The sequence below is a fragment of the Nocardioides sp. genome (assembly GCF_964228225.1).
GTDB lineage: Bacteria > Actinomycetota > Actinomycetes > Propionibacteriales > Nocardioidaceae > Nocardioides.
Genome location: NZ_CAXQZB010000040.1, coordinates 20374 through 43592, shown reverse-complemented (window position 1 = coordinate 43592; position 23219 = coordinate 20374). Strand labels below are relative to the sequence as shown.

Below are 23219 nucleotides of genomic sequence, written 5' to 3'. Positions count from 1 at the left end.
GCCGCGCCCACCCGCCCGGGTGTCGGTGGCCTCGGCCAGACTGTCGGGCGTGACCCCGGCGGCCCTCGAGGAGTTCAGCGAGCCGACCCGCACCTGGTTCCGCGCGGCCTTCGCCGCCCCGACCCCGGTGCAGGCGGAGGCCTGGCGCGCGATCAGCGCGGGCCGCCACGCGCTCGTCGTGGCGCCCACGGGCTCGGGCACGACCCTCAGCGCCTTCCTGTGGTCCCTCGACCGGCTCCTCACCACGAGCCCGCCCGAGGCCAAGGAGCACCGCACCCGCGTGCTGTACCTCAGCCCGCTCAAGGCGCTGGGCGTCGACGTCGAGCGCAACCTGCGGGCCCCGCTCACCGGCATCCGCCACACCGCGGCGCGTCTCGGCGTCGAGGTCGGCGACGTCACCGTCGGGGTGCGCTCGGGCGACACCCCCGCCCAGGAGCGGCGCAGCCTCGCGTCCCGGCCGCCCGACATCCTCATCACCACCCCCGAGTCGCTGTACCTGATGCTCACCTCCCGCGCCCGGGAGAACCTGCGAGGAATCGAGACGGTGATCCTCGACGAGGTGCACGCCGTGGCGGGCTCCAAGCGCGGCGCCCACCTCGCGCTCTCGCTCGAGCGGCTCGACGGCCTGCTCGAACGCCCGGCCCAGCGGATCGGGCTCTCGGCCACGGTCCGCCCCCTGGAGGAGGTGGCCCGCTTCCTCGGCGGGGCCGCGCCGGTGGAGATCGTCGCGCCGCCGGCCCACAAGGAGTGGGACCTGCGGGTGGTCGTGCCCGTGGCCGACATGACCGACCCCGACGCCGCCCCGCCCGGCGCCCCCGAACGGGCCCCGGCGCCGGTGGTCGAGCAACCGGCCTGGGCCGCCGAACTCGGCGCCCTCGCCGGGCCGAGCTCCGAGGACGGCCGGGGCCGCAGCCTGTGGCCCTACGTCGAGTCGCGCGTGGTCGACCTCATCGAGCAGCACCGCTCCACGATCGTGTTCGCCAACTCCCGCCGCCTCGCCGAGCGGCTCACCGCGCGGCTCAACGAGATCGCCGCCGAGCGGGCCGGTGTCGACGCCGGGGAGGTGGACGCCGCGGGGCCGGTCGCCGTGCCGGCGGCGGCGCCGGGGGCCAGCGGCACCGCCGCGGGCGTCGTCGTCGGGGCGCCGGTGATCGCCAAGGCCCACCACGGGTCGGTCAGCAAGGAGCAGCGGGCGCTCATCGAGGACGACCTCAAACGGGGCCGGCTGCCCGCGGTGGTGGCCACCAGCAGCCTCGAGCTGGGCATCGACATGGGTGCGGTCGACCTCGTGGTGCAGATCGAGTCGCCGCCCTCGGTGGCCAGCGCGCTGCAGCGGGTCGGGCGCGCCGGACACCAGGTCGGCGAGGTCTCCCGCGGCGTGCTGTTCCCCAAGCACCGCGGCGACCTCCCCCAGACCGCGGTCGCCGTGCAGCGGATGCGCGAGGGCGGCATCGAGGCGCTGCGCGTGCCGCAGAACCCCCTCGACGTGCTGGCCCAGCAGATCGTGGCGGCCTGCGCGCTCGAACCGGTCGACGTCGAGGAGCTGTTCGCCGAGGTGCGGCGCGCGGCGCCCTACACCCACCTGCCGCGCTCGGCCTTCGAGGCCGTGCTCGACCTGCTCAGCGGGCGCTACCCGAGCGAGGAGTTCAGCGAGCTGCGGCCCCGGCTGGTGTGGGACCGCGTCGCCGGCACCCTCACGGGGCGTCCGGGCGCGCAGCGGCTCGCCGTCACCAGCGGCGGCACCATCCCCGACCGGGGCCTGTTCGGGGTCTTCCTCGCCGGGGCGGAGGGGCCGGGCAAGCGCGTGGGCGAGCTCGACGAGGAGATGGTCTACGAGTCGCGGGTGGGCGACGTCTTCGCCCTGGGGGCCACGAGCTGGCGCATCGAGGACATCACCCACGACCGCGTGCTCGTGACCCCCGCGCCCGGTCTGCCCGGGCGGCTGCCGTTCTGGAAGGGCGACACGCTCGGCCGACCCGCCGAGCTCGGGGCCGCCATCGGTGCCTTCGTGCGGGAGCTGGGTTCCTTGGCCCCCGACGCCGCCCGCGCCCGCGCCGAGGAGACCGGTCTGGACGCCTACGCCGCCGACAACCTCGTCACCTACCTCACCGACCAGGCCGAGGCCACCCGGCTGCTGCCCAGCGACACCACCCTGCTGCTCGAGCGGTTCCGCGACGAGCTGGGCGACTGGCGGCTCGTGCTGCACTCCCCCTACGGCACGCCCGTGCACGCCCCGTGGGCGCTGGCGATCAACGCCCGGCTGCGCGAGCGCTACGGCATCGACGGGCAGGCGATGGCCAGCGACGACGGCATCGTGATCCGGCTGCCCGACACCGACGGTGAGCCGCCCACCGCCGAGATCGTCGTCTTCGACGCCGAGGAGATCGAGGCGCTGGTCACCACCGAGGTCGGCGGCTCGGCACTGTTCGCCGCGCGGTTCCGCGAGTGCGCGGCGCGGGCGCTGCTGCTGCCGCGACGCGACCCCGGACGCCGCTCGCCGCTGTGGCAGCAGCGGCAACGCGCCGCCGCGCTGCTGGAGGTCGCCTCGCGCTACCCCACCTTCCCGATCGTGCTGGAGGCCGTGCGCGAGTGCCTGCAGGACGTCTACGACCTGCCGGCGCTCACCGACCTCATGAAGCGGCTGGACCGCCGCGAGGTCACGGTCGCCGACATCGCCACCACCACGCCCTCGCCGTTCGCGCGCACCCTGCTGTTCGGCTACGTCGCCCAGTTCGTCTACGAGGGCGACTCCCCGCTGGCCGAGCGGCGCGCAGCGGCCCTGAGCCTGGACCAGTCGCTGCTGGCCGAGCTGCTCGGCCGCGCCGAGCTGCGCGAGCTGCTCGACCCCGAGGTACTGGCCGAGGTCGAGGCCGAGCTCCAACGGCTCGCCCCCGACCGGCGGGCCCGCGACGCCGAGGGCGTGGCCGACCTCCTGCGCCTGCTCGGACCGCTCTCGGCGGCCGAGGTCGCGCAGCGGTGCGTCCCGGCCGACAGCGATGCCGGGGGCGATGCCGGGGGCGACACCGGGGCCGACACCCTGGCCCGGGCCACGACATGGCTCGGCTCCCTGGGCGCCGCGCGCCGCGCCGTGGAGGTGCGCATCGCGGGCGAGCCGCGCTGGGTCGCGATCGAGGACGTCGCCCGGCTGCGCGACGGCGTCGGCGTGCCGGTGCCGCCCGGCACGCCCGACGCGTTCGCGGAGCCCGTGGAGGACCCCCTGGGCGACCTGCTCGCCCGCTACGCCCGCACCCACGGCCCGTTCCGCACCGACGACGTCGCCGCCCGGTTCGGGCTCGGCGTCGCGGTGGTGCGCCACACCCTGCAGCGCCTCGCCGCCCAGGGCCGCGTGCTCGAGGGCGAGTTCCGGCCGGGCGGATCGGGCAGCGAGTGGTGCGACGCCGAGGTCCTGCGACGCCTGCGCCGACGCTCCCTGGCCCGGCTGCGGCAGGAGATCGAGCCGGTCGAGCCGCGGGCGCTCGGACGGTTCCTCGCGGCCTGGCAGCACGTCACCGGTCGGGGCCTGCGCGGCGTCGACGGCGTCCTGACCGCCGTGGAGCAGCTCGCCGGGGCGCCGGTGCCCGCGAGCGCACTCGAACCGCTGGTGCTGGCCTCCCGGGTGCGCGACTACGAGCCCTCCCTGCTCGACGAGCTCACCGCCTCCGGGGAGGTGCTGTGGGCGGGCCACGGCAGCCTGCCGGGCACCGACGGCTGGGTGTCGCTGCACCTGGCCGACCAGGCCCACCTCACCCTCCCCGAGCCGGAGGCGCCGCCGGCCGGTGAGCTCACCGACGCCCTGCTGGCCGCCCTCGACGGCGGTGGCGCCTGGTTCTTCCACCAGATCGCCGAGACGGTGCGGCGCGAAGTCGGCCGCGCCTCGCTGACCGACGCCGACCTCGCCGCGGCCCTCTGGGACCTCGTCTGGGCCGGGCTGGTCGGCAACGACACCCTCACCCCGCTGCGGGCCCTGCTGCGGGGCGGCCGCACCACCCACAAGTCCCGGCGCCCCCCGCCCCGCCCCGGTCGCATCCCGCGGGCCGGCGCCGGCGGCCGGATGATCCGCAGCGGCCCTCCCGAGACCGCCGGGCGCTGGTCGCTGCTGCCCGAGATCGAGACCGACGCCACCCGCCGGGCCCACGCCGCCGCCGAGGGCCTGCTGGAGCGCCACGGCGTGGTGCTGCGCGGCAGTGCGGTGAGCGAGCGGGTCAGCGGCGGGTTCGCCGCGGTCTACAAGGTGCTCAGCGCCTTCGAGGACTCCGGTCGCTGCCGCCGCGGCTACTTCGTCGAGGGCCTCGGCGCCGCGCAGTTCGGCACCAGCGGCGCCGTCGACCGGTTGCGCAGCCTCGCCGAGGTGCCGGCCGACGCCGCCCCGGTCGCGCTGGCCCTCGCCGCCACCGACCCCGCGAACCCCTACGGCGCGGCCCTGCCCTGGCCCGAGTCCGACGGCGGTCACCGGCCCGGGCGCAAGGCGGGCGCGCTCGTCGTGCTCGTCGACGGCGCCCTGGCGCTCTACGTCGAGCGCGGCGGCCGCACCCTGCTCACCTGGAGCGAGGAGCCCGAGGTCCTGCACCCCGCGGCCGCGGCCCTCGCCGAGCGGGTGCGCTCGGGCGCCCTGGGCCGGCTCACGGTCGAGAAGGCCGACGGCGAGGCCCTGCTCGGGCGAGGCGGCAGCCCGCTGCGGCAGGCGCTGGAGGACGCCGGCTTCATCGCCGGCCCCCAGGGCCTGCGCCTCCGCGGCTGAGGCGCCCACCACCCGGTCCGCCGGCGTCGCGCTCGCGCTCGCGCCCTCGGCGCCGGATTTCCGGCGGGGTCCGACAGGGGGGCAGGGTCAGGCGGCGGAGGCGACGACGTCGGGGCGCGGCGCGGGCACGGGGATCGGGGTGGCGCCGGCGGCGGCGGCCTCCTCGAGCGCGACCGCGTCGGAGACCTCGCGCAGGACCTGGGAGAGCGGGAGCTCGAGGGCGCCGCACAGCGAGGCGAGCAGCTCGGAGGAGGCCTCCTTCTGTCCGCGCTCGATCTCGGAGATGTAGCCCAGGCTCACCCGGGCCTCGGCCGAGACCTCACGCAACGTGAGCCCGCGCTCGAGACGACGCTCACGCAGGACGTCGCCGAGCGATCGACGAAACAGCACCATGAGCGGCCTCCCTTTCCTGACAGTGAACGCAACGCTACCGGAGGGCTGTGTCTTCCCGGGGGGAACCCAGCCGATGACACGCCCGATCGTGGCGTGCCCGCGCGCCGACAGCCTCACCCCGCGGGACGACCGGGGCGCCGGGCCGTCAGCCCTCAGCGAACAGGCGCTGCTCAGACCGTGGCGGGCGCGGCCTCGCGGCGCTGGCGGGCGAAGTCGCGGAAGAACTCGTAGCCGGAGTAGGCGGTCATCACGACGGCGACGGCGAGCAGTCCCTGCGCGGCGTAGAACCAGATCTGCCCCGGCACGTCGAGCCAGCCGTCGACCTGCTTGCCGGGCAGGGTGAGCATACCCAGCGCGAGCCCCTGGAAGGTCGTCTTCCACTTGCCGCTGGCCTTCGCGGCGATCACGACGGTCTTGGCGACCGAGAGCCGCAGCAGGGTGATCGACCACTCGCGCAGCAGCACCAGGATCGTCACGGCCCACCACACGTCGCCGATGATCGAGAGCGCGACGAGCGCAGTGCCGGTCAGTGCCTTGTCGGCGATGGGGTCGGCGATCTTGCCGAAGTTCGTCTCGAGGTTGCGCGCGCGGGCGAGGTCGCCGTCGATCTTGTCGGTGGCCATCGCCACGAAGAAGATCCCCCAGGCGATCGTGCGCCACATGACCGAGTCGTGGTCGTGGGCCAGCAGCGCCCAGCCGTACACCGGGACCAGCAGGATCCGCAGCGTGGTGAGCGCGTTGGGCAGGTTCCAGTTGCTCGGGGCGGTCGAGGTCTCGGTCATCGGGCGACTCCGGTGGGGCGGGCCACGAGGTCGACGCCGTCGGTGGCGACCACGGTGGCGGTGACGAGGTCACCGATGCGGTGACCGGTGCCGAGCAGGCGGGTGGTGCCGTCGACCTCGGGGCCCTGGAAGCCGGTCCGGCCCTCCGCGGTGGCGCCGTCGTCGCCGCCGTCGGTGTCACTGTCGGTGTCGAGGGACTCCACGAGCACCTCCACGACCTCGCCGATCCGCTCCTCGGCCCGCTGGGCGTTGAGCTCCTCGACCAGCTGCTGCACCTGCTGGGTGCGCGCCCAGACCTCGTCGGGATCGAGCTTGTCGGTGAAGCCGGCCGCCTCGGTGCCGTCCTCGTCGGAGTACCCGAACACGCCGGTGACGTCCATCCGGGCCGCGACGAGGAAGTCGCACAGCGTCTGCAGGTCCTCCTCGGTCTCCCCCGGGAACCCGACGATGACGTTCGAGCGCACGCCGGCCTCCGGCGCGAGCGCGCGGACCCGGTCGAGCAGCGCCAGGAAGTTCTCGGGGTCGCCGAAGCGCCGCATCCGCCGCAGCACCGCGGCGCTGGCGTGCTGGAAGGACAGGTCGAAGTACGGCACGACGCCGGGTGTGCCGGCGATCGCCTCGAGCAGCCCGGGCCGCACCTCGGCGGGCTGCAGGTAGGACACCCGCACCCGCTCCACGCCGTCGATGCCCGCCAGCTCGGGCAGCAGCGTCTCCAGCAGCCGGATGTCGCCGAGGTCCTTGCCATAGGAGGTGGAGTTCTCCGAGACCAGGAACAGTTCGCGCACGCCCTCGCCCGCCAGCCACCGCGCCTCGGCGACGACGTCGGAGGGACGCCGGCTCACGAACGCGCCACGGAAGCTGGGGATCGCGCAGAAGGTGCAGCGGCGGTCGCAGCCGCTGGCCAGCTTCAGCGGCGCCGTCGGACCGGACTCGAGCCGGGTGCGGGGCGCGACCGCGGGCGCGGCACGCTCGGCCGGCGTGATCGGCAGCAGGCGGCGCCGGTCCTGCGGTGTGTGGGGGTGGTGCGTCTCGCCCGCCAGGATCGAGCGCAGCCGCCCGGCGATGTCCTCGTAGTCGTCGAACCCGAGCACGGCGTCGGCCTCGGGCAGCGACTCCGCGAGGTCCTTGCCGTAGCGCTCGGCCAGACACCCCACCGCGACGACGGCGCGCGTGCGGCCGTGGTCCTTGAGGTCGGCGGCCTCGAGCAGCGCGTCGACGGAGTCCTTCTTGGCCTGCTCGACGAAGCCGCAGGTGTTGACCACCACGGTGTCGGCCTGGTCGGGGTCGTCGACGAGGCGGAACCCGTCGGCAGCGAGGCGGCCGGCCAGCTCCTCGGAGTCGACCTCGTTGCGTGCGCACCCGAGGGTGAGCATCGCGACGGTGAGGGGCGCGTCGGGCCGGTCGGGGCTGGGATGTGAACTCATGTCGGGTCGAGTATGCCGCGCGGCGGCGCTCCGGACGCAACGCGCGACGCGGGCGGCGTGGTGGCCTCCGCCACGCGTCACCACCGGCGCGGTCGCCGCGGCACCCGGCGCACGGCCGGTGCAGGGACGGTGCAGGGACGACGACGGGTGCGCCGGACCACCTGGCTCCGGCGCACCCGAGCAGCGCTGTGTCGCCCCGGCCGTGGGCGGCCTCAGCCCGCGAAGGTGCGCTCCGCCTGGCGTCCGGTGGCACCGAGGGCGCCGTGGTCGGTGTCGCCGACGGTGACGCTCAGGCCGCCGTCGGTGGAGCGGATCCGCACCGGGGCGAGCGCGTCCACGCGCGCGGTCTGCATGAAGGCGAGGTCCTCGTTGAACACCACCCGGCCGCGGGCGTCGCGGATCTCGACCCGCGCCCCGCCGGTGGCGGCGGTGACCTCGACCGTGACGACGTTCCCGGTGGTCGCGCTGCTGAGCGCCCCCTTCTGGCCCGGGGAGCCGTTGAGCACGACCCGGCTGGCCGCCGGCTCCGGGGCACCGGTCACCAGACGTGCCACCGACCACACCAGCACCCCGGCCATCACGGCGGCCACGAGCACCGACCAGTTCACGCCACCGCGGGTACCGCGCAGCGCCCCGGTGCCGGTGGACAACTCGGCCTCGAACACGCAGCGCGGGTCCAGGGGTGCGTCGGCGTAGCGGTCGTCGTAGCGGGCCAGCAGCGGGGCGGCGTCCACCCCGAGCACCCGCGCGAGGGTGCGCAGGTGACCGCGGGCGTAGAAGTCGCCCCCGCAGGCGGCGAAGTCGTCGACCTCGATGGCCTCGATGATGTGGGTCCGGATGCGGGTGCGCTCGGCCACCTGCTCCACGCTGAGCCGCAGCCCGGTGCGCGCGGCGGCCAGATCGGGCCCGATCACGGGGTCGCTGACCCGCACCACCGCGGTCGCGTCCGGCTCGGCATCCACGACCGGCGCGCCGTCCACCGGGGTCACGGCGTCGGGAGCGACCTCCTCCTCGACGCGACGCCACCGCGGACGCGGCGGCAGCACGACGTCGCCACGACGGCCCAGGCTCAGCGCGCGCGTCGGTGCGGCGCCCTGATCCTCGTCGTCCTCGTCGTCCTCGTCGGGTGCGGCCGTCTCGACGACGTCGACGGGCTCGGTCACCCCGGCGATCCCCGCCGACGGCTGCTCGTCGGGCTGCTCGACCGGCTGCTCGACCGGCTGCTCGACCAGCGCGCCGGCCGGTGCGTCGACCTCCGGCCGCAGGTCGCGGGTCTGGATCAGCGGCTCCTCGTCGGGCCCGGGCTCGACGGTCTCGACCCAGCGTGGCGGGTCCACGACGGCGACGGCGGTGAAGCCGGCGCTGAGGTCCTCCAGCGCCTCGGTGAGCTCGTGCCAGTCCGCACCGACCAGGCGGGTGCCGAGGGAGAGCCGCACCCCGATCGGGTCGCCGTCGCTGCGGCGGATGGTGAGCGCGCCGTCGCGCAGCAGCGAGGCCCGCGGCTGGTGCTCGACGCCGGTGACCTCGGGCCACGCGACGCCGGTCCAGGTGCGCCCGCGCCGGGCGCGCACGCCGCGGTCGTCGAGCACCATCAGCGGCACCCGCGCGTCCAGCAGGGTCACGAGCTGCCACACCACCAGGCCGATGAGGCCGAGCAGGGCCGCGACGTCCCACGCCGCCGACCCACCGCTCGCGATGCGCCAGGCGTACGCACCGGCCAGGAGCAGGGCGAGACCGCCGAGGAGGGCGGAGACCAGGCCGTCGCGGTGCACCTCCACGACGTCCTCCGCGGACGGTGTGGGCCGGTCGGCAGCCGGCTCGATCGGACCGTGGTCGGTGGCGGGTCCACGCTGGTCGAGGCTCACTGCTCCCCCTGGATGGTGAAGATGACGGCGTCGAGCTCGTCGGGCTTGATCAGCACGTCGCGGGCCTTGGAGCCCTCGGAGGGACCGACGACGCCGCGGGACTCGAGGATGTCCATCAGGCGCCCGGCCTTGGCGAACCCGACCCGCAGCTTGCGCTGCAGCATCGAGGTCGAGCCGAACTGGGTGGAGACGACCAGCTCGATGGCCTGGATCACCAGGTCCATGTCGTCGCCGATGTCGTCGTCGAGCTCGCGCTTGCTCTGCGCCGGCGCGGTGACGTCGTCGCGGTAGGTGGGCTGCAGCTGCTCCTTGCAGTGCGCGACCACCGCCGCGATCTCGGCCTCGGTGACCCACGAGCCCTGCACGCGGATGGGCTTGGAGGAACCCATCGGCAGGAACAGACCGTCACCCTGACCGACCAGCTTCTCCGCACCCGGCTGGTCGAGGATGACACGGCTGTCGGCGAGGGAGGAGGTGGCGAAGGCGAGCCGGCTCGGCACGTTGGCCTTGATCAGACCGGTGACGACGTCCACCGAGGGGCGCTGGGTGGCGAGCACCAGGTGGATGCCCGCCGCGCGGGCCAGCTGGGTGATGCGCACGACGGCGTCCTCGACGTCGCGCGGGGCGACCATCATGAGGTCGGCGAGCTCGTCGACGATGACGAGCAGGTAGGGGTAGGGGGTGAGCACGCGCTCGCTGCCCAGCGGCACCTCCACCTTGCCGGCCCGCACCGCCTTGTTGAAGTCGTCGACGTGGCGGAACCCGAAGTTGGCCAGGTCGTCGTAGCGCAGGTCCATCTCGCGCACGACCCACGCGAGGGCCTCGGCGGCCTTCTTGGGGTTGGTGATGATCGGGGTGATCAGGTGCGGCACGCCCTCGTAGGCGTTGAGCTCGACCCGCGTGGGGTCGACCATGATCATCCGCACCTCGTCCGGCGTGGCGCGCATGAGCACCGAGGTGATCATCGAGTTGATGAAGCTCGACTTGCCCGAGCCGGTCGCGCCGGCCACCAGCAGGTGGGGCATCTTGGCGAGGTTGGCCACCACGAACCCGCCCTCGACGTCCTTGCCGAGGCCGGCCACCATCGGGTGGTGGTCGCTGCGGGCCACGCGCGAGCGCAGCACGTCGCCGAGGGAGACGATCTCCTTGTCGAGGTTCGGGATCTCCACCCCCACCGCGGACTTGCCGGGGATCGGGCTGAGGATCCGCACGTCGGCCGAGGCCACGGCGTAGGAGATGTTCTTCTGGATGCCGGTGATCTTCTCGACCTTCACCGCCGGGCCGAGCTCCACCTCGTAGCGGGTGACGGTCGGGCCGCGGGTGTAGCCGGTCACCTGCGCGTCGATGTTGAACTCGTCGAGCACCTGGGTGAGGCGGCCGACGATCTCGTCGCTGGCCTTGCTGCGCGCCTTGTGCGGCGAGCCCTCCTTGAGGATCTCGTGGGTCGGCAGCGAGTAGACGATGTCGCCGGAGAGCGCGAGCTGCTCCATGCGCGGCTCCACCGGGGTGTGCGCCGGGGGCAGCAGGTCGGCGTGGGCGTCGCGGGCCGGGGTCGGCTCGTCGTCGTCCACCGGCGGGCTCCAGGCCGCGGTCGCGGGGCCGGGGTCGGGCAGGGCGGACGCCGGGGCGTCGTCCAGGCCCAGGGCGACGTCGAGGGCGTCAGGGCCCGCCGCGCCCTCCGCCGCCGGGCCGGGGTCGGAGGGGTCGAAGGGGTCGCTGGCGGGCAGCTCGTCCAGCCCGCGCACCCGACGCCGCCGGGTCTCGCGGGTCTCCACCACGGGGCTGTCGTAGGGCACGGCGTGCTCGGGCAGCTCGAGGTCGTCGTCGGCGCGGACGTCGTCGTGCTGGTCCCAGGAGCTGCGGTGGCCGACGAGCAGGTCGGCGAGGTGCGCGAGCCGCTCGGGCACCCGGTACAGCGGGGTCGCGGTGATCACGAGCACCCCGAAGACGCTCACCAGCGCCAGCACGCAGACCACGAGCGCGGAGGACCGCAGCAGGTCCAGCATCAGCGAGGAGACGACGTAGCCCACCGCTCCCCCGGCCTCGCGCAGCGAGGAGGTGTCGCCCGACACGGGCTGGGGGTTGCCGCCGGCGAGGTGCACGATGCCCTGCACGCCCAGACCGAGGGCGGCCCAGCCGACCGCCTGCCGTCCGGCCGGTCCCTGACCGACGGGGTCGCGCAGGAGGCGCCAGCCCGACCACACGATCGCCAGCGGCACCAGCCACCCGATCTTGCCGACCGTGCCGACCACGGCCACCCGCACGCCGTCCATGAGACCGCCGGGCACCTCGAACCACACGGCGGCCGCGACCACGCAGGCCAGCGCCACCAGGGTCAGGCCGACGCCGTCGCGGCGGTGCTCGGGCTCGAGGTCGCGGGCGCTGCGGCCGATGCCGCGCGCGATCGCGCCGAGGCCGTGGGCCAGGGCGAGCCAGCACGCGGCGAGACCACGGGCGAGGGCGAGGAAGACGGTGGCGACCGGTCCCCGCCCGCTGCGCACCGCGCGCGGTGCCGGCCGCGCGGCGGGCTTGCGGCCCTTGCCGGCGGCGCTGCCCTTGCGTGCCGAGCTGGCCTTGCCGGACGCGGGCTTGCGCGTGCTGGTGCTCGCGCGGGGCTTGCGGGTGCTGGTGGACTTCCGAGCGCGACTGGGGGCGCGGGAACCGCCTCCTCGACCGGTTGAGGTGGAGGTGGAGGTGCCTCGCGAACCCGTCGGGGAAGACGTACGGGTCGCCATGACACCAAACCTAGGCCACTTTCACACCAGCCACAGGGACCACAGGAATGCGTGTCTTCACCATCTGTCACGCCTCTCACCGCCCCTCGTGGTCGCCGCGGTGGTCGTCGTACCAACCGTCTGTGCTGTTTCTCGGCCCGAGAACAGCACAGACGGTTGGTGCGACGAACCCCCGGAGCCGCCCTAGGCCAGGTCCCGCGCCCAGGGCAGGACGACGGCGAGGGTGGGGAGCAGGAGCAGGGCCGCGGCGGCGAGGAGCGCGAGCGCGGCCTGAAGCCGGTGGGGCCGCTCGTCGGCGAGCAGCCGCACCCGCACGACGAGGTCGACGTCGGCGGCGCCGAGCAGCACACCGGGCGGATGGCCCGACACACCGGGCGGGCCGGCGTCGTCGGCGCGCGCCTGGGCGAGGCCGACCAGCGCGCGGCCGAGGTCGCGGCGCCCCTCCCGGCCACGGCCGCGCACCGCGGCCCGGTCGGCCAGGACCTCCACGAGCAGCCGGACCTCGCTGAGCGCCGCCGCGCTGCGCACCCCGCGCGGGAAGGCGGCGTGCAGCACCGAGAACGCCTCCAGCACGAGGTCGTGGCGGGCCCGCAGGTGGGCCCGCTCGTGGGCCAGGACGGCGTCGACCTCGTCGGCGCCGAGTCGGGCGAGCACACCGGCGGTGAGGACGACGCGGGACTGGCCCGGGCGGTCGCCCGGCACGCAGTAGGCCAGGGGGACGTCGTGGTCGAGCAGGCGCACGCCCGGCGCTGAGCGGGTGCCGACGACGTCGAGCTGCGCGCGGTGACGACGTCGCAGGAGCCGCAGCCGGGTGCCGATCCGGTGGCCGTGCACCAGCAGCCGCGCGGCCACCACGAGCACGACCACCAGGGCGACGCCGGCGACGAGCAGGGCGTCGAGCTCGTCGCGATGCCGCCACCCGCGGTCGGTGGCCAGCAGCACGCCGGCGCCGAGCGCGGCGAGCACCGCCGCGAGCGCCACGCTCTGCCACAGCACGACCGCGGCGCGCGGGGTGGAACGCAGCGCCGGCAGGCGCAGCAGCAGCACCGGCACCGGGCCGGCGAGCACCAGGGCCAGCAGCCCCAGCACCGACGGCGCGATCACGGCCGATCCATGGGGCGGCGCTCAGTCCTCGAGGGCGGCCAGCGCCGCGCGCAGGGCGGTGGCGTCCTCGGGCGAGGCGCCCTCGACGAAGGCGACCAGCGCGGTGGCCCGGTCGTGGCCGGTGAAGTCGGCCCGGGTCTCGTGCAGGATCTCGGCGGTCATCGCGGCCCGACTGCCCCGGGGCCGGTAGCGGTAGGCCCGGCCGTCGCGCTCGCGCACCACCAGGCCCTTGCGCTCGAGCCGGTCGAGCACGGTCATGACGGTCGTGTAGGCGAGGTCGCGCTCGGCGGCGAGGTCGGCATGGACCTCCCGCACGGTGGCGTAGGTCTCGGGCGCGAGCCAGAGCCGCTCCATGACGGAGCGCTCGAGGTCGCCGAGTTGCGAGAAGGGCACGAGGTGATTGTACCTACGGCGAACCGCGTACTACAGTCGGTCGTAGTTACTACGGTCTGTAGTACGCAAAGCAGTAGTACTACGCATGGGAGGACCTCATGGACGTCGTCGACCTCGCGCGGTGGCAGTTCGGGATCACCACCGTCTACCACTTCGTCTTCGTGCCGCTCTCGATCGGCCTCACCGCCCTGGTCGCGGTCCTGCAGACCCGCTGGCTGCGCACCCGCCACCCCGACTACCTGCGCCTGACCCGGCTCTTCGGCACCCTGATGCTCATCAACTTCGCCATCGGCGTCGTGACCGGCATCGTGCAGGAGTTCCAGTTCGGCATGAACTGGAGCGACTACTCCCGCTTCGTGGGCGACGTCTTCGGGGCCCCGCTGGCGATGGAGGGCTTGGTCGCCTTCTTCCTGGAGTCCACGTTCCTCGGCCTGTGGATCTTCGGCTGGGACCGGCTCCCCCGCGGCCTCCACCTGGCCACGATCTGGATCGTGCACCTGGGCACCCTGGCCTCGAGCTGGTTCATCCTCGCCGCCAACTCCTGGATGCAGCACCCCGTGGGCTACCGCTTCAACCCCGACACCGGCCGCGCGGAGCTCACCGACATCGCCGCGGTGATGACCAACAAGGTCCAGCTCGTCACCTTCCCCCACGTCATCGCCGCCTCCTACCTCACCGCGGCGGCGTTCCTCGTCGCCGTCGCAGGGTGGCTGGCCTGGCGGCGTGACGCCGACGGGCGTCCGGTCGGCGAGGCCGACCGCGGGATGTACCGGCGCGCGATCCGGCTCGGCGCCGGCGTCGCCCTGGTGGCCGGGCTGGCCGTGGCGGTCACCGGCGACCTCCAGGGCAAGGTGATGACCGAGGTGCAGCCCATGAAGATGGCCGCCGCCGAGGGCCTCTACGACTCCGCCGACTCCTGCGCGCCCTTCTCGATCCTCACCCTCGGCACCCCCGACGGGCGCAGCGAGAAGTTCTCGGTGACCGTGCCGTGCCTGCTGTCCTACCTCGGCACCGGATCCACCGACGGTGCCATCGCCGGCATCGACGACCTGCGCGCGCAGTACCGCGCGACCTACGGCAGCGACCCGGGCACCGCCTACTACCGCGCCGGCGACTACGCGCCCACCATCCCGGTGACCTACTGGTCCTTCCGGCTCATGATCGGGCTCGGCATGGCCGCCTCCGCGGGCGCCGGCCTGGTGCTGCTGCTCACCCGGCGCGACCGCATGCCGACCTCGCGCTGGTTCGGCCGCCTCCTGGTGGGGCTGCCCCTGCTCGCCGTCGCGGGCAACTCCTTCGGCTGGATCTTCACCGAGATGGGGCGCCAGCCCTGGGCCGTGTTCGGCCTGATGACCGTCGACCACGCCGTCTCGCCGGGCGTCTCGGTGACCGAGGCGGCCCTCGGGCTCGCCGCGCTCACCCTCGTCTACGCCGTGCTCGCGGTGATCGAGGTCCGGCTGCTGCTGCACACGATCCGCACGGGCGCCCCGGCCTACGTCGAACCGCCTGCGCCGACCCTGCGCGGGCCCCAGGACGACGACGTCCCACTGACCTTCGCCTACTGACCCGCACCCGCCACCCCACCGACCCTGCGCCCGGAGCACGCCATGGAACTCACCACCGTCTGGTTCAGCCTCATCGCCGTCTTGTGGATCGGCTTCTTCTGCCTGGAGGGATTCGACTTCGGAGTCGGGATCCTGCTGCCCGTGCTCGCGCGCGACGAGGCCGAGCGCCGGGTCCTGCTCAACACCGTCGGCCCGGTCTGGGACGGCAACGAGGTCTGGCTCCTCGTGGCCGGCGGCGCGACCTTCGCCGCCTTCCCCGAGTGGTACGCCACGCTGTTCAGCGGCTTCTACCTGCCGCTGCTGCTCATCCTGCTGGCCATGATCGTGCGCGGCCTGGCCTTCGAGTACCGCCACCACCGCGACGACGCCGCCTGGCGCGCCCGCTGGGACCGTGCGGTGATCGTAGGCTCCTGGACGCCGGCGGTGCTGTGGGGGGTCGCGTTCGGGGCGCTCCTGCACGGCGTGCCGCTCGACGCCGACCACGAGTTCACCGGCTCCCTGCTCACCCTGCTCCACCCCTACGCCCTGCTCGGCGGACTGGTGACCCTGGGCCTGTTCACCACCCACGGCGCGATGTTCCTGGCCCTGAAGACCCTCGGCCCCGTGCGCAGTCGCGCCTCCGCGCTGGCGGTCGAGGTCGGGCTGGTCACGGCGCTCGCGGCGGTGGCGTTCCTGGTCTGGACCCAGGCCATCACCGGCACGCCGGCCTCGGCCGTGGCCTTCGTCGGCGCGGCACTGGCACTGGTGGCGGGACTGGTCGCGGCCGCCACCGACCACGAGGGCCGGGCCTTCCTCGGGACCTTCGCCGCGATCGCCCTGGCGGTGGCCGGCCTGTTCCTCGCCCTGTTCCCCCAGGTGATGCCCGCCGACGTCGCCGCCCACAGCCTCACCACCACCAACGCCGCCGCGACGCCGTACACCCTCACGCTCATGACCTGGGTGGCCGCGGCGATGACGCCGGTCGTGGTGGGCTACCAGGCCTGGACCTACTGGGTGTTCCGCCGCCGCATCGGCGTGCAGCACCTGCCGGGTGCGTCGACCACGTCCGCCGATCCCGAGCGGGAGGGCGTGGCATGAAGCCGCTGGACCCCCGGGTCCTGCCGCTGCTGCGCCCGGGAGCCCGCGCCCTCGGCGTCGCCGCCCTCGCCCAGACCGTGCTCGCGGGACTCATCGTGGCGCAGGCCGTCGCCCTCGCGGCGCTGCTGGTCGCGGTGATCACGGGCGGTCCGTGGCACGGCGCGGCGCTGGCGCTGGCCGCGGTCCTGCTGGGCCGGGGCGCGGCCGGGATGGTCGCCGAGACCGCCACCACCCGGGCGGCGGGCCGCATCGGCGCCCAACTGCGCCAGGACACCCTCCGCGCCGCCGCCCGGCTCGGCGACACCGAGTCCGACACCGAGTCCGACACCGGCGACCACGACCACGGGGACGCCGTGCCGCACCCCCGCCACCGACTGGGCGAGCTCGCCGCGCTGGCCACCCGCGGCGTGAGCGCGCTCGAGCCGTACCTGGTGCGCTACCTGCCCGCCCTGGTGCTCGCGCTCGTGCTGCCGCTGCTGACCCTCGCCGCCCTCGCCCGCGCCGACCTCCTCGCGGCCGGCGTCGTGGCGGCCACGCTGCCGCTCGTGCCGCTCTTCGCCGCCCTGATCGGGCTCGCCACCCGCGACCGCGTGGACCGGCAGTGGCGCAGCCTGAGCGTGCTGGCGGGCCACTTCGTCGACCTGCTGCGCGGGCTGCCGACGCTCGTGGCCCACGGCCGGGCCCGCGCCCAGCACGACCGCATCGCCGCGGTCAGCGAGCAGGCGCGCCGCGCGCAGCTGCCGGTGCTGCGACTGGCCTTCGCCTCCTCGCTGGTGCTCGAGCTCGTCGCGACCCTCTCGGTGGCACTGGTGGCCGTGGTCGTCGGCCTCCGGCTCGCCGCCGGCCACCTCGACCTCGACACCGCGCTCGTCGTGCTGCTGCTCGCGCCGGAGGCCTACTGGCCCTGGCGGCGGGTGGGCGCGGAGTTCCACGCCGCCGCCGAGGGCGCCGCCACCCTCGCGGCCTGGCAGGACCTGCAGGACCGCACCGCGGTGCGCACGCACGGTCAGCGCCGGCCCTGCGAGCGGACCGGACCGCGCGACGGCCTGCGCGTGCGCGGGGTGGCGCTGGGCTGGCCCGGTCGCGCGACCCCGGCCGTCGTCGGCCTCGACGCCGACGTCCCGGCCCGCGGGCTCACCGTCGTGGTGGGCCCCTCGGGCGCGGGCAAGTCCACGCTCCTGGCGGCGCTCGCCGGACGCCTGGTGCCGTCGGCGGGCGCGGTGGAGGTGGACGGCGTGCCGCTCACCGACATCGACCCCGTGTGGTGGCGCCGCCAGATCGCGGCGCTGGACCAGCGGCCGTGGGTGCCCGAGGGCACCGTGCGCGCCGCCCTGCGCCCCGGCGCGACCACCGGCGGCCCGGAGGAGGACGCCGTGCTGCGCCGCACCCTGACCCGGGTCGGCCTGCCGACGGACCTGGACCACCGGCTGGCCGAGGACGGCGCCGGCTGGTCAGCCGGCCAACGGGCCCGGCTCGCCCTGGCGCGGGTCCTGGTCTCGGACCGCCCGGTGGTCCTGGCCGACGAACCCACCGCGCACCTGGACCCGGCCACCGAGGCCCTCGTGGTCGACGTCCTGCGCGAGCTGGCGCAGCGCCGCACCGTCGTCGTCGTGTCGCACCGACCCGCCGTGCTGGCCGCCGCCACCACCGTCGTGACGCTGCCGGCCCCGGCGCCTCTCCCCCTGCCGCGCCCGAGGCCGACCCAGCTCGCGGCCTCGGGCGACCGTGCGGACGCACCACGCGCCGACGCACCTGCCGCCCCCGCGCCGGAGCCGACCGGGGGCGAGCACGCCGAGCGGCGACGGCTCCTGGTCGGCACCCTCGCCGGCATCGGCGCCTCGGGCTGCGGCGTCGCGCTCACCGCCACGGCCGGCTGGCTCATCGCCCGCGCCGCCGACCACCCGCCGGTGCTCACCCTGATGGTCGCGATCGTCGGGGTGCGGGCATTCGGCCTCGGGCGCCCAGTCCTGCGCTACGCCGAGCGGCTGCTCACCCACGACGCCGCGCTGCGTGCGCTCGCCCGGCGCCGGGTGAAGGTGTGGGACGACCTCGTGCCGCTGGTGCCGGGCCGGCTCGGGCGTCGCGGCGACCTGCTGGCCGCCGTCGTGGACGACGTCGACGCCGTCGTCGACCTCACCGTGCGGGTGCGCGTGCCGCGCTGGACCTGGGCAGGGACGACGCTGCTGACGATCGCCGTCGGGGCCCTGCTCTCCCCCGCCTCCGCGGTCGCGATCGGACTCGGGTCGGTGGTCGCGGCTGCGGGTGCCACCGCGGTGGCGCGGCTCGGCGCCCAGCGTCATCTCGGCGCCGCCGTCGCCGCGCGCGGGGTGCTCGCCACGCGGGTGACGGCGCTGCTCGACCAGGTCGACCCGCTGCGCGACTGGGACGCCCTGGAGCCGGCTCTGGCCGCCGTGGCCGCCACCGACCGCGGGGCGTCGCGGCGTCGCGTGGCGGCCGCGCGGTGGGCCGGGGCGGCGCAGGCGTGGCCCCTGCTCGTCACCGCGGCGACCGTGGCGGCCGTGGCCGCGCTCGTCGCCCCCACCCCCGGCCCCGTGGCGGCGCTGCTGGTGCTCGTGCCGGTGGCCTTGCTGGAGGTCGTGCTCCCGTTGGGCGCCGCCGCCTCCGCCGGCGTCGGGGCCGGGGCCGCGCTGGCCCGACTCGACGCCCTGGCCGACGTCGCGCCGGCCGCGGCCGACCCGCGGCGTCCCGCGCCGCCGCCGCCCGGCCACGACGTCGTCGTCACCGGGCTGCGGGCCGGCTGGCCGGCCGCGGGGCCCACCGCGACGGCCCTCGATCTGCCACGGCTGGTGCTGCCGGAGGGAGCAGCGCTGGCCGTGGCGGGCCCCTCGGGCTCGGGCAAGTCCACCCTCGCCGCCGTGCTCGCGCGGTTCCTGCTGCCCGAGGCGGGCGACGCACGGCTCGGCGGCACCGGGATCCCCGCGCTGCGCGGCGAGGACGTGCGGCGTCGCATCGGCTGGCTCGGCGACGACCCGTGGCTCTTCTCCTCCACCGTGGTCGAGAACGTGCGCCTGGCCCGTCCTGGGGCCGACGACGCCCAGGTGCGCGCCGCGCTCGAGGCGGCCCGGCTGGGCGACTGGCTGGCCGGGCTCCCCGCGGGGCTGCAGACCCGCATCGGCGACGGCGGGGTCGGGGTCTCGGGCGGGGAGCGCGCGCGGATCGGGCTCGCCCGGCTGCTGCTGGCCGATCCCGACGTCTGGGTGCTCGACGAGCCGACCGCCCACCTCGACCACGTCACCGCACGGGTCCTGGCCCACGACGTCCTCGACGCACGCGGCACCCGCAGCCTGGTGTGGATCACCCACACCGAGGAGGCCCTGGACCTGCTCGACGACGTCGTCCGGCTGCAGACGCCGGGCCGGGCCGACGTCGTACCAACCGGTCCTGCTGTTTCCAGGCCGGGAAACCGCAGGGACGGTCGGTACGACGAACCCCCGGGAGCCGCCTGAGGAGGGAGCGGGGGTCAGGCCTCGACGACGACCGGCAGGATCATCGGACGGCGGCGGTGGGTGTTGCTCACCCAGCGCCCGACGACGCGGCGCACCACCTGCTGCAGCTGGTAGGAGTCGGTGGTGCCCTCGGCGATGGCGGCGTCGACGGCCTGCACGATGGGCTGGCGGATGGCGTCGAAGGCGCCCTGCTCCCAGGCGTGGCCGCGCGCGTGGATCTCGGGACCGCCGGAGACCTTCCCGGTGACGGAGTCGACCACGACGATGATCGAGATGAAGCCCTCCTCGCCGAGGATCCGACGGTCCTTCAGCTCGGCCTCCGTGACACCGCCCACCGAGGTGCCGTCGACGAAGACGTAGCCGGCCTCGACCTTGCCGACGATGCCGGCCTTGCCGTCGACCAGGTCGATGACCATGCCGTCCTCGGCCACGACGACGTTCTCGACGCCGGTGGCGCGGGCGAGCTCGGCGTTGGCGAGCATGTGGCGGATCTCGCCGTGGACCGGCAGCACGTTGCGCGGCTTGACGATGTTGTAGCAGTACAGCAGCTCACCGGCGCTGGCGTGGCCGCTGACGTGCACCAGGGCGTTGCCCTTGTGCACCACGCGCGCCCCCCAGCGCGACAGGCCGTTGATGACCCGGTAGACGGCGTTCTCGTTGCCCGGGATGAGGCTGGAGGCGAGCAGCACGGTGTCGCCCTCCTCCAGGTGCACGAAGTGGTGGCTGCGGTGGGCGATCCGGCTCAGCGCGCTCATCGGCTCGCCCTGGCTGCCGGTGGAGATCAGCACCTGGCGCTCGGGGGCCAGGTCGGCCAGCTCCTTGGCGTCCACCAGCACGCCGTCAGGCACCGTGAGGTAGCCCAGGTCGCGGGCGATCGCCATGTTGCGCACCATCGAGCGCCCGACGTAGGCCACCTTGCGGTCGTGGGCGACGGCGGCGTCGAGCACCTGCTGCACGCGGTGCACGTGGGAGGCGAAGCAGGCCACGATGATCCGCTGGCTGGACTCGCGGAAGACCCGGTCGATCACCGGGGTGATCGATTTCTCCGCGGCGGTGAACCCGGGGGTCTCGGCGTTGGTGGAGTCGGTGAGGAACAGGTCCACCCCCTCCTCGCCGAGCCGGGCGAAGGCGCGCAGGTCGGTGATCCGGCCGTCCAGCGGCAACTGGTCCATCTTGAAGTCGCCGGTGTGCAGGACCAGCCCCGCCTCGGTGCGGATCGCCACCGCGAGGGCGTCGGGGATGGAGTGGTTGACCGCGATGAACTCCAGCTCGAAGGGCCCCATCGGGAGCCGCTCGCCCTCCTTGACCGGGTAGTGCACGGTCTCGCGCAGGCGGTGCTCCTGCAGCTTGCTGCGCAGCAGCGCCAGGGTGAGCGCGGACCCGACCAGCGGGATGTCCTGACGCTCGCGCAACAGGTAGGGGACGGCCCCGATGTGGTCCTCGTGGCCGTGGGTGAGCACGATCGCCACGATGTCGTCGAGGCGGTCCCGGATGGGGGCGAAGTCGGGGAGGATCAGGTCCACGCCCGGGTGGTTCTCCTCGGGGAACAGCACCCCGGCGTCGACGATGAGCAGCTTGCCGGCGTGCTCGAAGACGGTCATGTTGCGCCCGACCTCGCCGAGCCCACCCAGCGGGATGACGCGCAGGCCGCCGTCGGGCAGCGGGGGCGGGGTGCTCAGCTCGGGGTGCGGGTGGCTCACAGGTCTCCTTGTCGGCTCGCGCCGCCGACCACGCAGGGGTCGGACGGTTGGCGGGAGTGGGTGCCGCGGCGCGCCGCGACGGGGTCAGAGCAGGCCGGCGGCGGCGAGCCCGGCGCGCAGCGCCGCGTACTCGTCGTCGTCGAGGGGCACCAGCGGCGAACGGACCGTGCGGTGCTCGAGCACGCCGAGCAGCTGCAGGCAGCCCTTGGCGGTGGTGGCGCCGTAGTTCGGCACGCCCATGACGGCGGCGAACGCCGGCGCGAGGCGGTGGTAGATCTCCAGCGCACCGGCGTGGTCGCCGGACTGGAAGGTGCGGATCATCGCGGACAGCTCGCGGCCGGCGGCGTGGCCGACGACCGAGACGAGCCCGCAGGCGCCGTGGGCGAGGAACGCCAGGGTGTTGACGTCGTCGCCGCTGTAGACGGAGTAGCCCAGCTGCACCAGGCGGGCCGCGCGCGGCATGTCGCCCAGGGCGTCCTTGACGGCGACGACCGGCTCCCAGCCGATCATCTCCTCGTACGAGGCCAGCTCGATGGCGCTGCCGGTGCGGCCGGGCACGTCGTAGAGCATGACCGGCAACTCGGCGGCCTCCACGACCTGCCGGAAGTGCTGCACGATGCCGCGCTGGCCGGGCTTGTTGTAGTAGGGCGTCACGAGCAGGACCGCGTCGGCCCCCTGCTTGCGGGCCTGCTGGGCGAGCCAGACCGAGGTGCTGGTGTCGTTGGTGCCGACCCCGGCCACGAGGTGGACGTCGGGCCCGACGGCGTCGCGGACCGCGGCGAGGACCTCGCCGTCCTCCTCCTTGGAGGTCGTGGCGGACTCCCCCGTGGTGCCGGAGACGACCAGGCCGTCGTGGCCGGTGGCCACCAGATGGCGGGCGATGCGCTGGGTGCCCTCCAGGTCGAGCGCGCCGTCGGGGGTGAACGCGGTCGCCATCGCCGTCAACATGGTGCCGAACGGAGCGGCGGGCGCGGTGCTCATGGGGCTCAGGCTATCGCTTCACCGACCGGGTGAGGGTGTCGGGACCCGCCGCTCACACGTGCGGCATCACCTCGGCGGCGATGAGGTCGAGGTGCTCGAGGTCGCGCAGGTCCAGCACCTGCAGGTAGATCCGCCGCGCCCCGATCGCGGCGAAGTCGGCGATCCGCTCGATCGCCTCGGCCGGCGTGCCGGCGACGCCGTTCGTCCGCAAGTCCCCCACCTCCCGGCCGATCGCCGCGGCCCGGCGGGCGATCTCGGCCTCGTCGCGCCCGACGCAGACCACCAGCGCCGCGGAGTAGGTGAGGTCCTCAGGGTCGCGGCCCAGCCGCTCGCACGCCGCACGCACCCGGGCGAACTGCGCCGCACCGGCCTCGGCGTCGACGAAGGGCAGGTTGAACTCGTCGGCGTAGCGGGCGGCCAGGGCGGGGGTGCGGGTGGGACCCATGCCGCCGATGAGCACCGGCGGCGGGTCCTGCACCGGCTTGGGCAGCCCCGGGCTGTCGGTGACGCGGTAGTGGGCGCCCTCGAAGTCGAAGCCGCCCTCGGTGGCCCACAGCCCGGTGATGATCGCCAGCTGCTCCTCGAAGCGGTCGAAGCGCTCGCGGGTGCTCGGGAACGGGATGGCGTACTTGGTGTGCTCGGCCTCGAACCAGCCGGCGCCGATGCCGAGCTCGATGCGTCCCCCGCTCATCTGGTCGACGTTGGCGACGCTGATCGCCAGCGGCCCGGGGTGGCGGAAGGTCGCGCTGGTCATCATCGTGCCCAGACGGATCGTCGAGGTCTCCCGGGCCAGGCCGGCCAGGGTGATCCAGGCGTCGGAGGGGCCGGGCAGCCCCGGGGTGCCCATGCCGAGGTAGTGGTCGGAGCGGAAGAAGGCGCCGAACCCGAGCGCCTCGGCCCGCAGGGCGACGGCCAGCAGGTCGTCGTAGACCGCGCCCTGCTGGGGCTCGGTGAAGATGCGCAGCTCGGTCGGGCCGGACGTCTCGCTCATGTCC

14 protein-coding genes are annotated in these 23219 nt (G+C 74.9%); 4 read left to right on the top strand and 10 right to left on the bottom strand.

Annotation, left to right across the window (positions count from 1 at the left end; genetic code table 11):
• Nucleotides 1-49: 49 nt before the first annotated feature.
• The gene (locus tag ACERUJ_RS08885) at nucleotides 50-4738 is read left to right on the top strand and encodes an ATP-dependent helicase (protein WP_370248156.1); all 4689 of its coding nucleotides are present in this window, start codon (nucleotides 50-52) and stop codon (nucleotides 4736-4738) included.
• 87 nt (nucleotides 4739-4825) lie between these two features.
• On the opposite strand, the gene ACERUJ_RS08880 is transcribed toward ACERUJ_RS08885, so the two are convergent.
• The 7 genes from ACERUJ_RS08880 to ACERUJ_RS08850 form a co-directional block, all read right to left on the bottom strand.
• On the bottom strand, nucleotides 4826-5131 hold the full coding sequence (locus ACERUJ_RS08880) for a helix-turn-helix domain-containing protein (protein ID WP_370248155.1): 306 nt from the start codon (nucleotides 5129-5131) through the stop codon (nucleotides 4826-4828).
• A 170-nt stretch (nucleotides 5132-5301) separates the two neighbouring features.
• On the bottom strand, nucleotides 5302-5913 hold the full coding sequence (gene pgsA / locus ACERUJ_RS08875) for a CDP-diacylglycerol--glycerol-3-phosphate 3-phosphatidyltransferase (RefSeq protein WP_370248154.1): 612 nt from the start codon (nucleotides 5911-5913) through the stop codon (nucleotides 5302-5304).
• The gene (rimO, locus tag ACERUJ_RS08870; RefSeq protein ID WP_370248153.1) at nucleotides 5910-7337 is read right to left on the bottom strand and encodes a 30S ribosomal protein S12 methylthiotransferase RimO; all 1428 of its coding nucleotides are present in this window, start codon (nucleotides 7335-7337) and stop codon (nucleotides 5910-5912) included. Before rimO ends, pgsA begins: the two co-directional genes overlap by 4 nt.
• Nucleotides 7338-7549: 212 nt before the next feature.
• The gene (locus ACERUJ_RS08865) at nucleotides 7550-9202 is read right to left on the bottom strand and encodes a helix-turn-helix domain-containing protein (RefSeq protein WP_370248152.1); all 1653 of its coding nucleotides are present in this window, start codon (nucleotides 9200-9202) and stop codon (nucleotides 7550-7552) included.
• Complete coding sequence (locus ACERUJ_RS08860; RefSeq protein WP_370248151.1) at nucleotides 9199-11937, bottom strand: DNA translocase FtsK; 2739 nt, start codon at nucleotides 11935-11937, stop codon at nucleotides 9199-9201. The genes ACERUJ_RS08865 and ACERUJ_RS08860 overlap by 4 nt, the downstream gene beginning before the upstream one ends.
• 183 nt (nucleotides 11938-12120) lie before the next feature.
• A complete protein-coding gene (locus ACERUJ_RS08855; protein ID WP_370248150.1) occupies nucleotides 12121-13041 on the bottom strand; it encodes a M56 family metallopeptidase in 921 nt (306 codons plus the stop codon).
• Nucleotides 13042-13062: 21 nt separating this feature from the next.
• Entirely contained in the window at nucleotides 13063-13434 is a 372-nt protein-coding gene (locus ACERUJ_RS08850; protein ID WP_370248149.1) for a BlaI/MecI/CopY family transcriptional regulator, read from the bottom strand.
• Nucleotides 13435-13532: 98 nt separating this feature from the next.
• Between ACERUJ_RS08850 and ACERUJ_RS08845 the strand changes: the two genes are divergently transcribed.
• From ACERUJ_RS08845 to cydD, 3 genes are read left to right on the top strand one after another with little or no spacing between them, the layout of a single operon-like run.
• Entirely contained in the window at nucleotides 13533-14999 is a 1467-nt protein-coding gene (locus ACERUJ_RS08845) for a cytochrome ubiquinol oxidase subunit I (RefSeq protein WP_370248148.1), read from the top strand.
• 42 nt (nucleotides 15000-15041) lie between these two features.
• Complete coding sequence (gene cydB, locus ACERUJ_RS08840; protein ID WP_370248147.1) at nucleotides 15042-16076, top strand: cytochrome d ubiquinol oxidase subunit II; 1035 nt, start codon at nucleotides 15042-15044, stop codon at nucleotides 16074-16076.
• Nucleotides 16073-19543 carry a thiol reductant ABC exporter subunit CydD gene (gene cydD / locus ACERUJ_RS08835; protein WP_370248146.1) on the top strand — a complete coding sequence of 1157 codons (3471 nt, stop codon included), beginning with the start codon at nucleotides 16073-16075 and terminating at the stop codon, nucleotides 19541-19543. The genes cydB and cydD overlap by 4 nt, the downstream gene beginning before the upstream one ends.
• A 14-nt stretch (nucleotides 19544-19557) precedes the next feature.
• Here the strand turns inward: cydD and ACERUJ_RS08830 are convergent, their stop codons facing one another.
• The 3 genes from ACERUJ_RS08830 to ACERUJ_RS08820 form a co-directional block, all read right to left on the bottom strand.
• Nucleotides 19558-21243 (bottom strand): ribonuclease J, encoded by a 1686-nt coding sequence (locus ACERUJ_RS08830; protein ID WP_370248145.1) that lies wholly within the window; start codon nucleotides 21241-21243, stop codon nucleotides 19558-19560.
• 84 nt (nucleotides 21244-21327) lie between these two features.
• On the bottom strand, nucleotides 21328-22224 hold the full coding sequence (gene dapA, locus ACERUJ_RS08825) for a 4-hydroxy-tetrahydrodipicolinate synthase (RefSeq protein WP_370248144.1): 897 nt from the start codon (nucleotides 22222-22224) through the stop codon (nucleotides 21328-21330).
• Nucleotides 22225-22276: 52 nt separating this feature from the next.
• Complete coding sequence (locus tag ACERUJ_RS08820) at nucleotides 22277-23215, bottom strand: LLM class F420-dependent oxidoreductase (RefSeq protein WP_370248143.1); 939 nt, start codon at nucleotides 23213-23215, stop codon at nucleotides 22277-22279.
• Between the last annotated feature and the right edge of the window lie 4 nt (nucleotides 23216-23219).

Excerpts from the sequence above, each read along its gene's own strand:
- ACERUJ_RS08880 (WP_370248155.1), bottom strand. The coding sequence starts at position 5,131 with ATGGTGCTGTTTCGTCGATCGCTCGGCGACGTCCTGCGTGAGCGTCGT.
- pgsA (WP_370248154.1), bottom strand. The coding sequence starts at position 5,913 with ATGACCGAGACCTCGACCGCCCCGAGCAACTGGAACCTGCCCAACGCG.
- rimO (WP_370248153.1), bottom strand. The coding sequence starts at position 7,337 with ATGAGTTCACATCCCAGCCCCGACCGGCCCGACGCGCCCCTCACCGTC.
- ACERUJ_RS08860 (WP_370248151.1), bottom strand. The coding sequence starts at position 11,937 with ATGGCGACCCGTACGTCTTCCCCGACGGGTTCGCGAGGCACCTCCACC.
- ACERUJ_RS08845 (WP_370248148.1), top strand. The coding sequence starts at position 13,533 with ATGGACGTCGTCGACCTCGCGCGGTGGCAGTTCGGGATCACCACCGTC.
- cydB (WP_370248147.1), top strand. The coding sequence starts at position 15,042 with ATGGAACTCACCACCGTCTGGTTCAGCCTCATCGCCGTCTTGTGGATC.
- cydD (WP_370248146.1), top strand. The coding sequence starts at position 16,073 with ATGAAGCCGCTGGACCCCCGGGTCCTGCCGCTGCTGCGCCCGGGAGCC.
- dapA (WP_370248144.1), bottom strand. The coding sequence starts at position 22,224 with ATGAGCACCGCGCCCGCCGCTCCGTTCGGCACCATGTTGACGGCGATG.
- ACERUJ_RS08820 (WP_370248143.1), bottom strand. The coding sequence starts at position 23,215 with ATGAGCGAGACGTCCGGCCCGACCGAGCTGCGCATCTTCACCGAGCCC.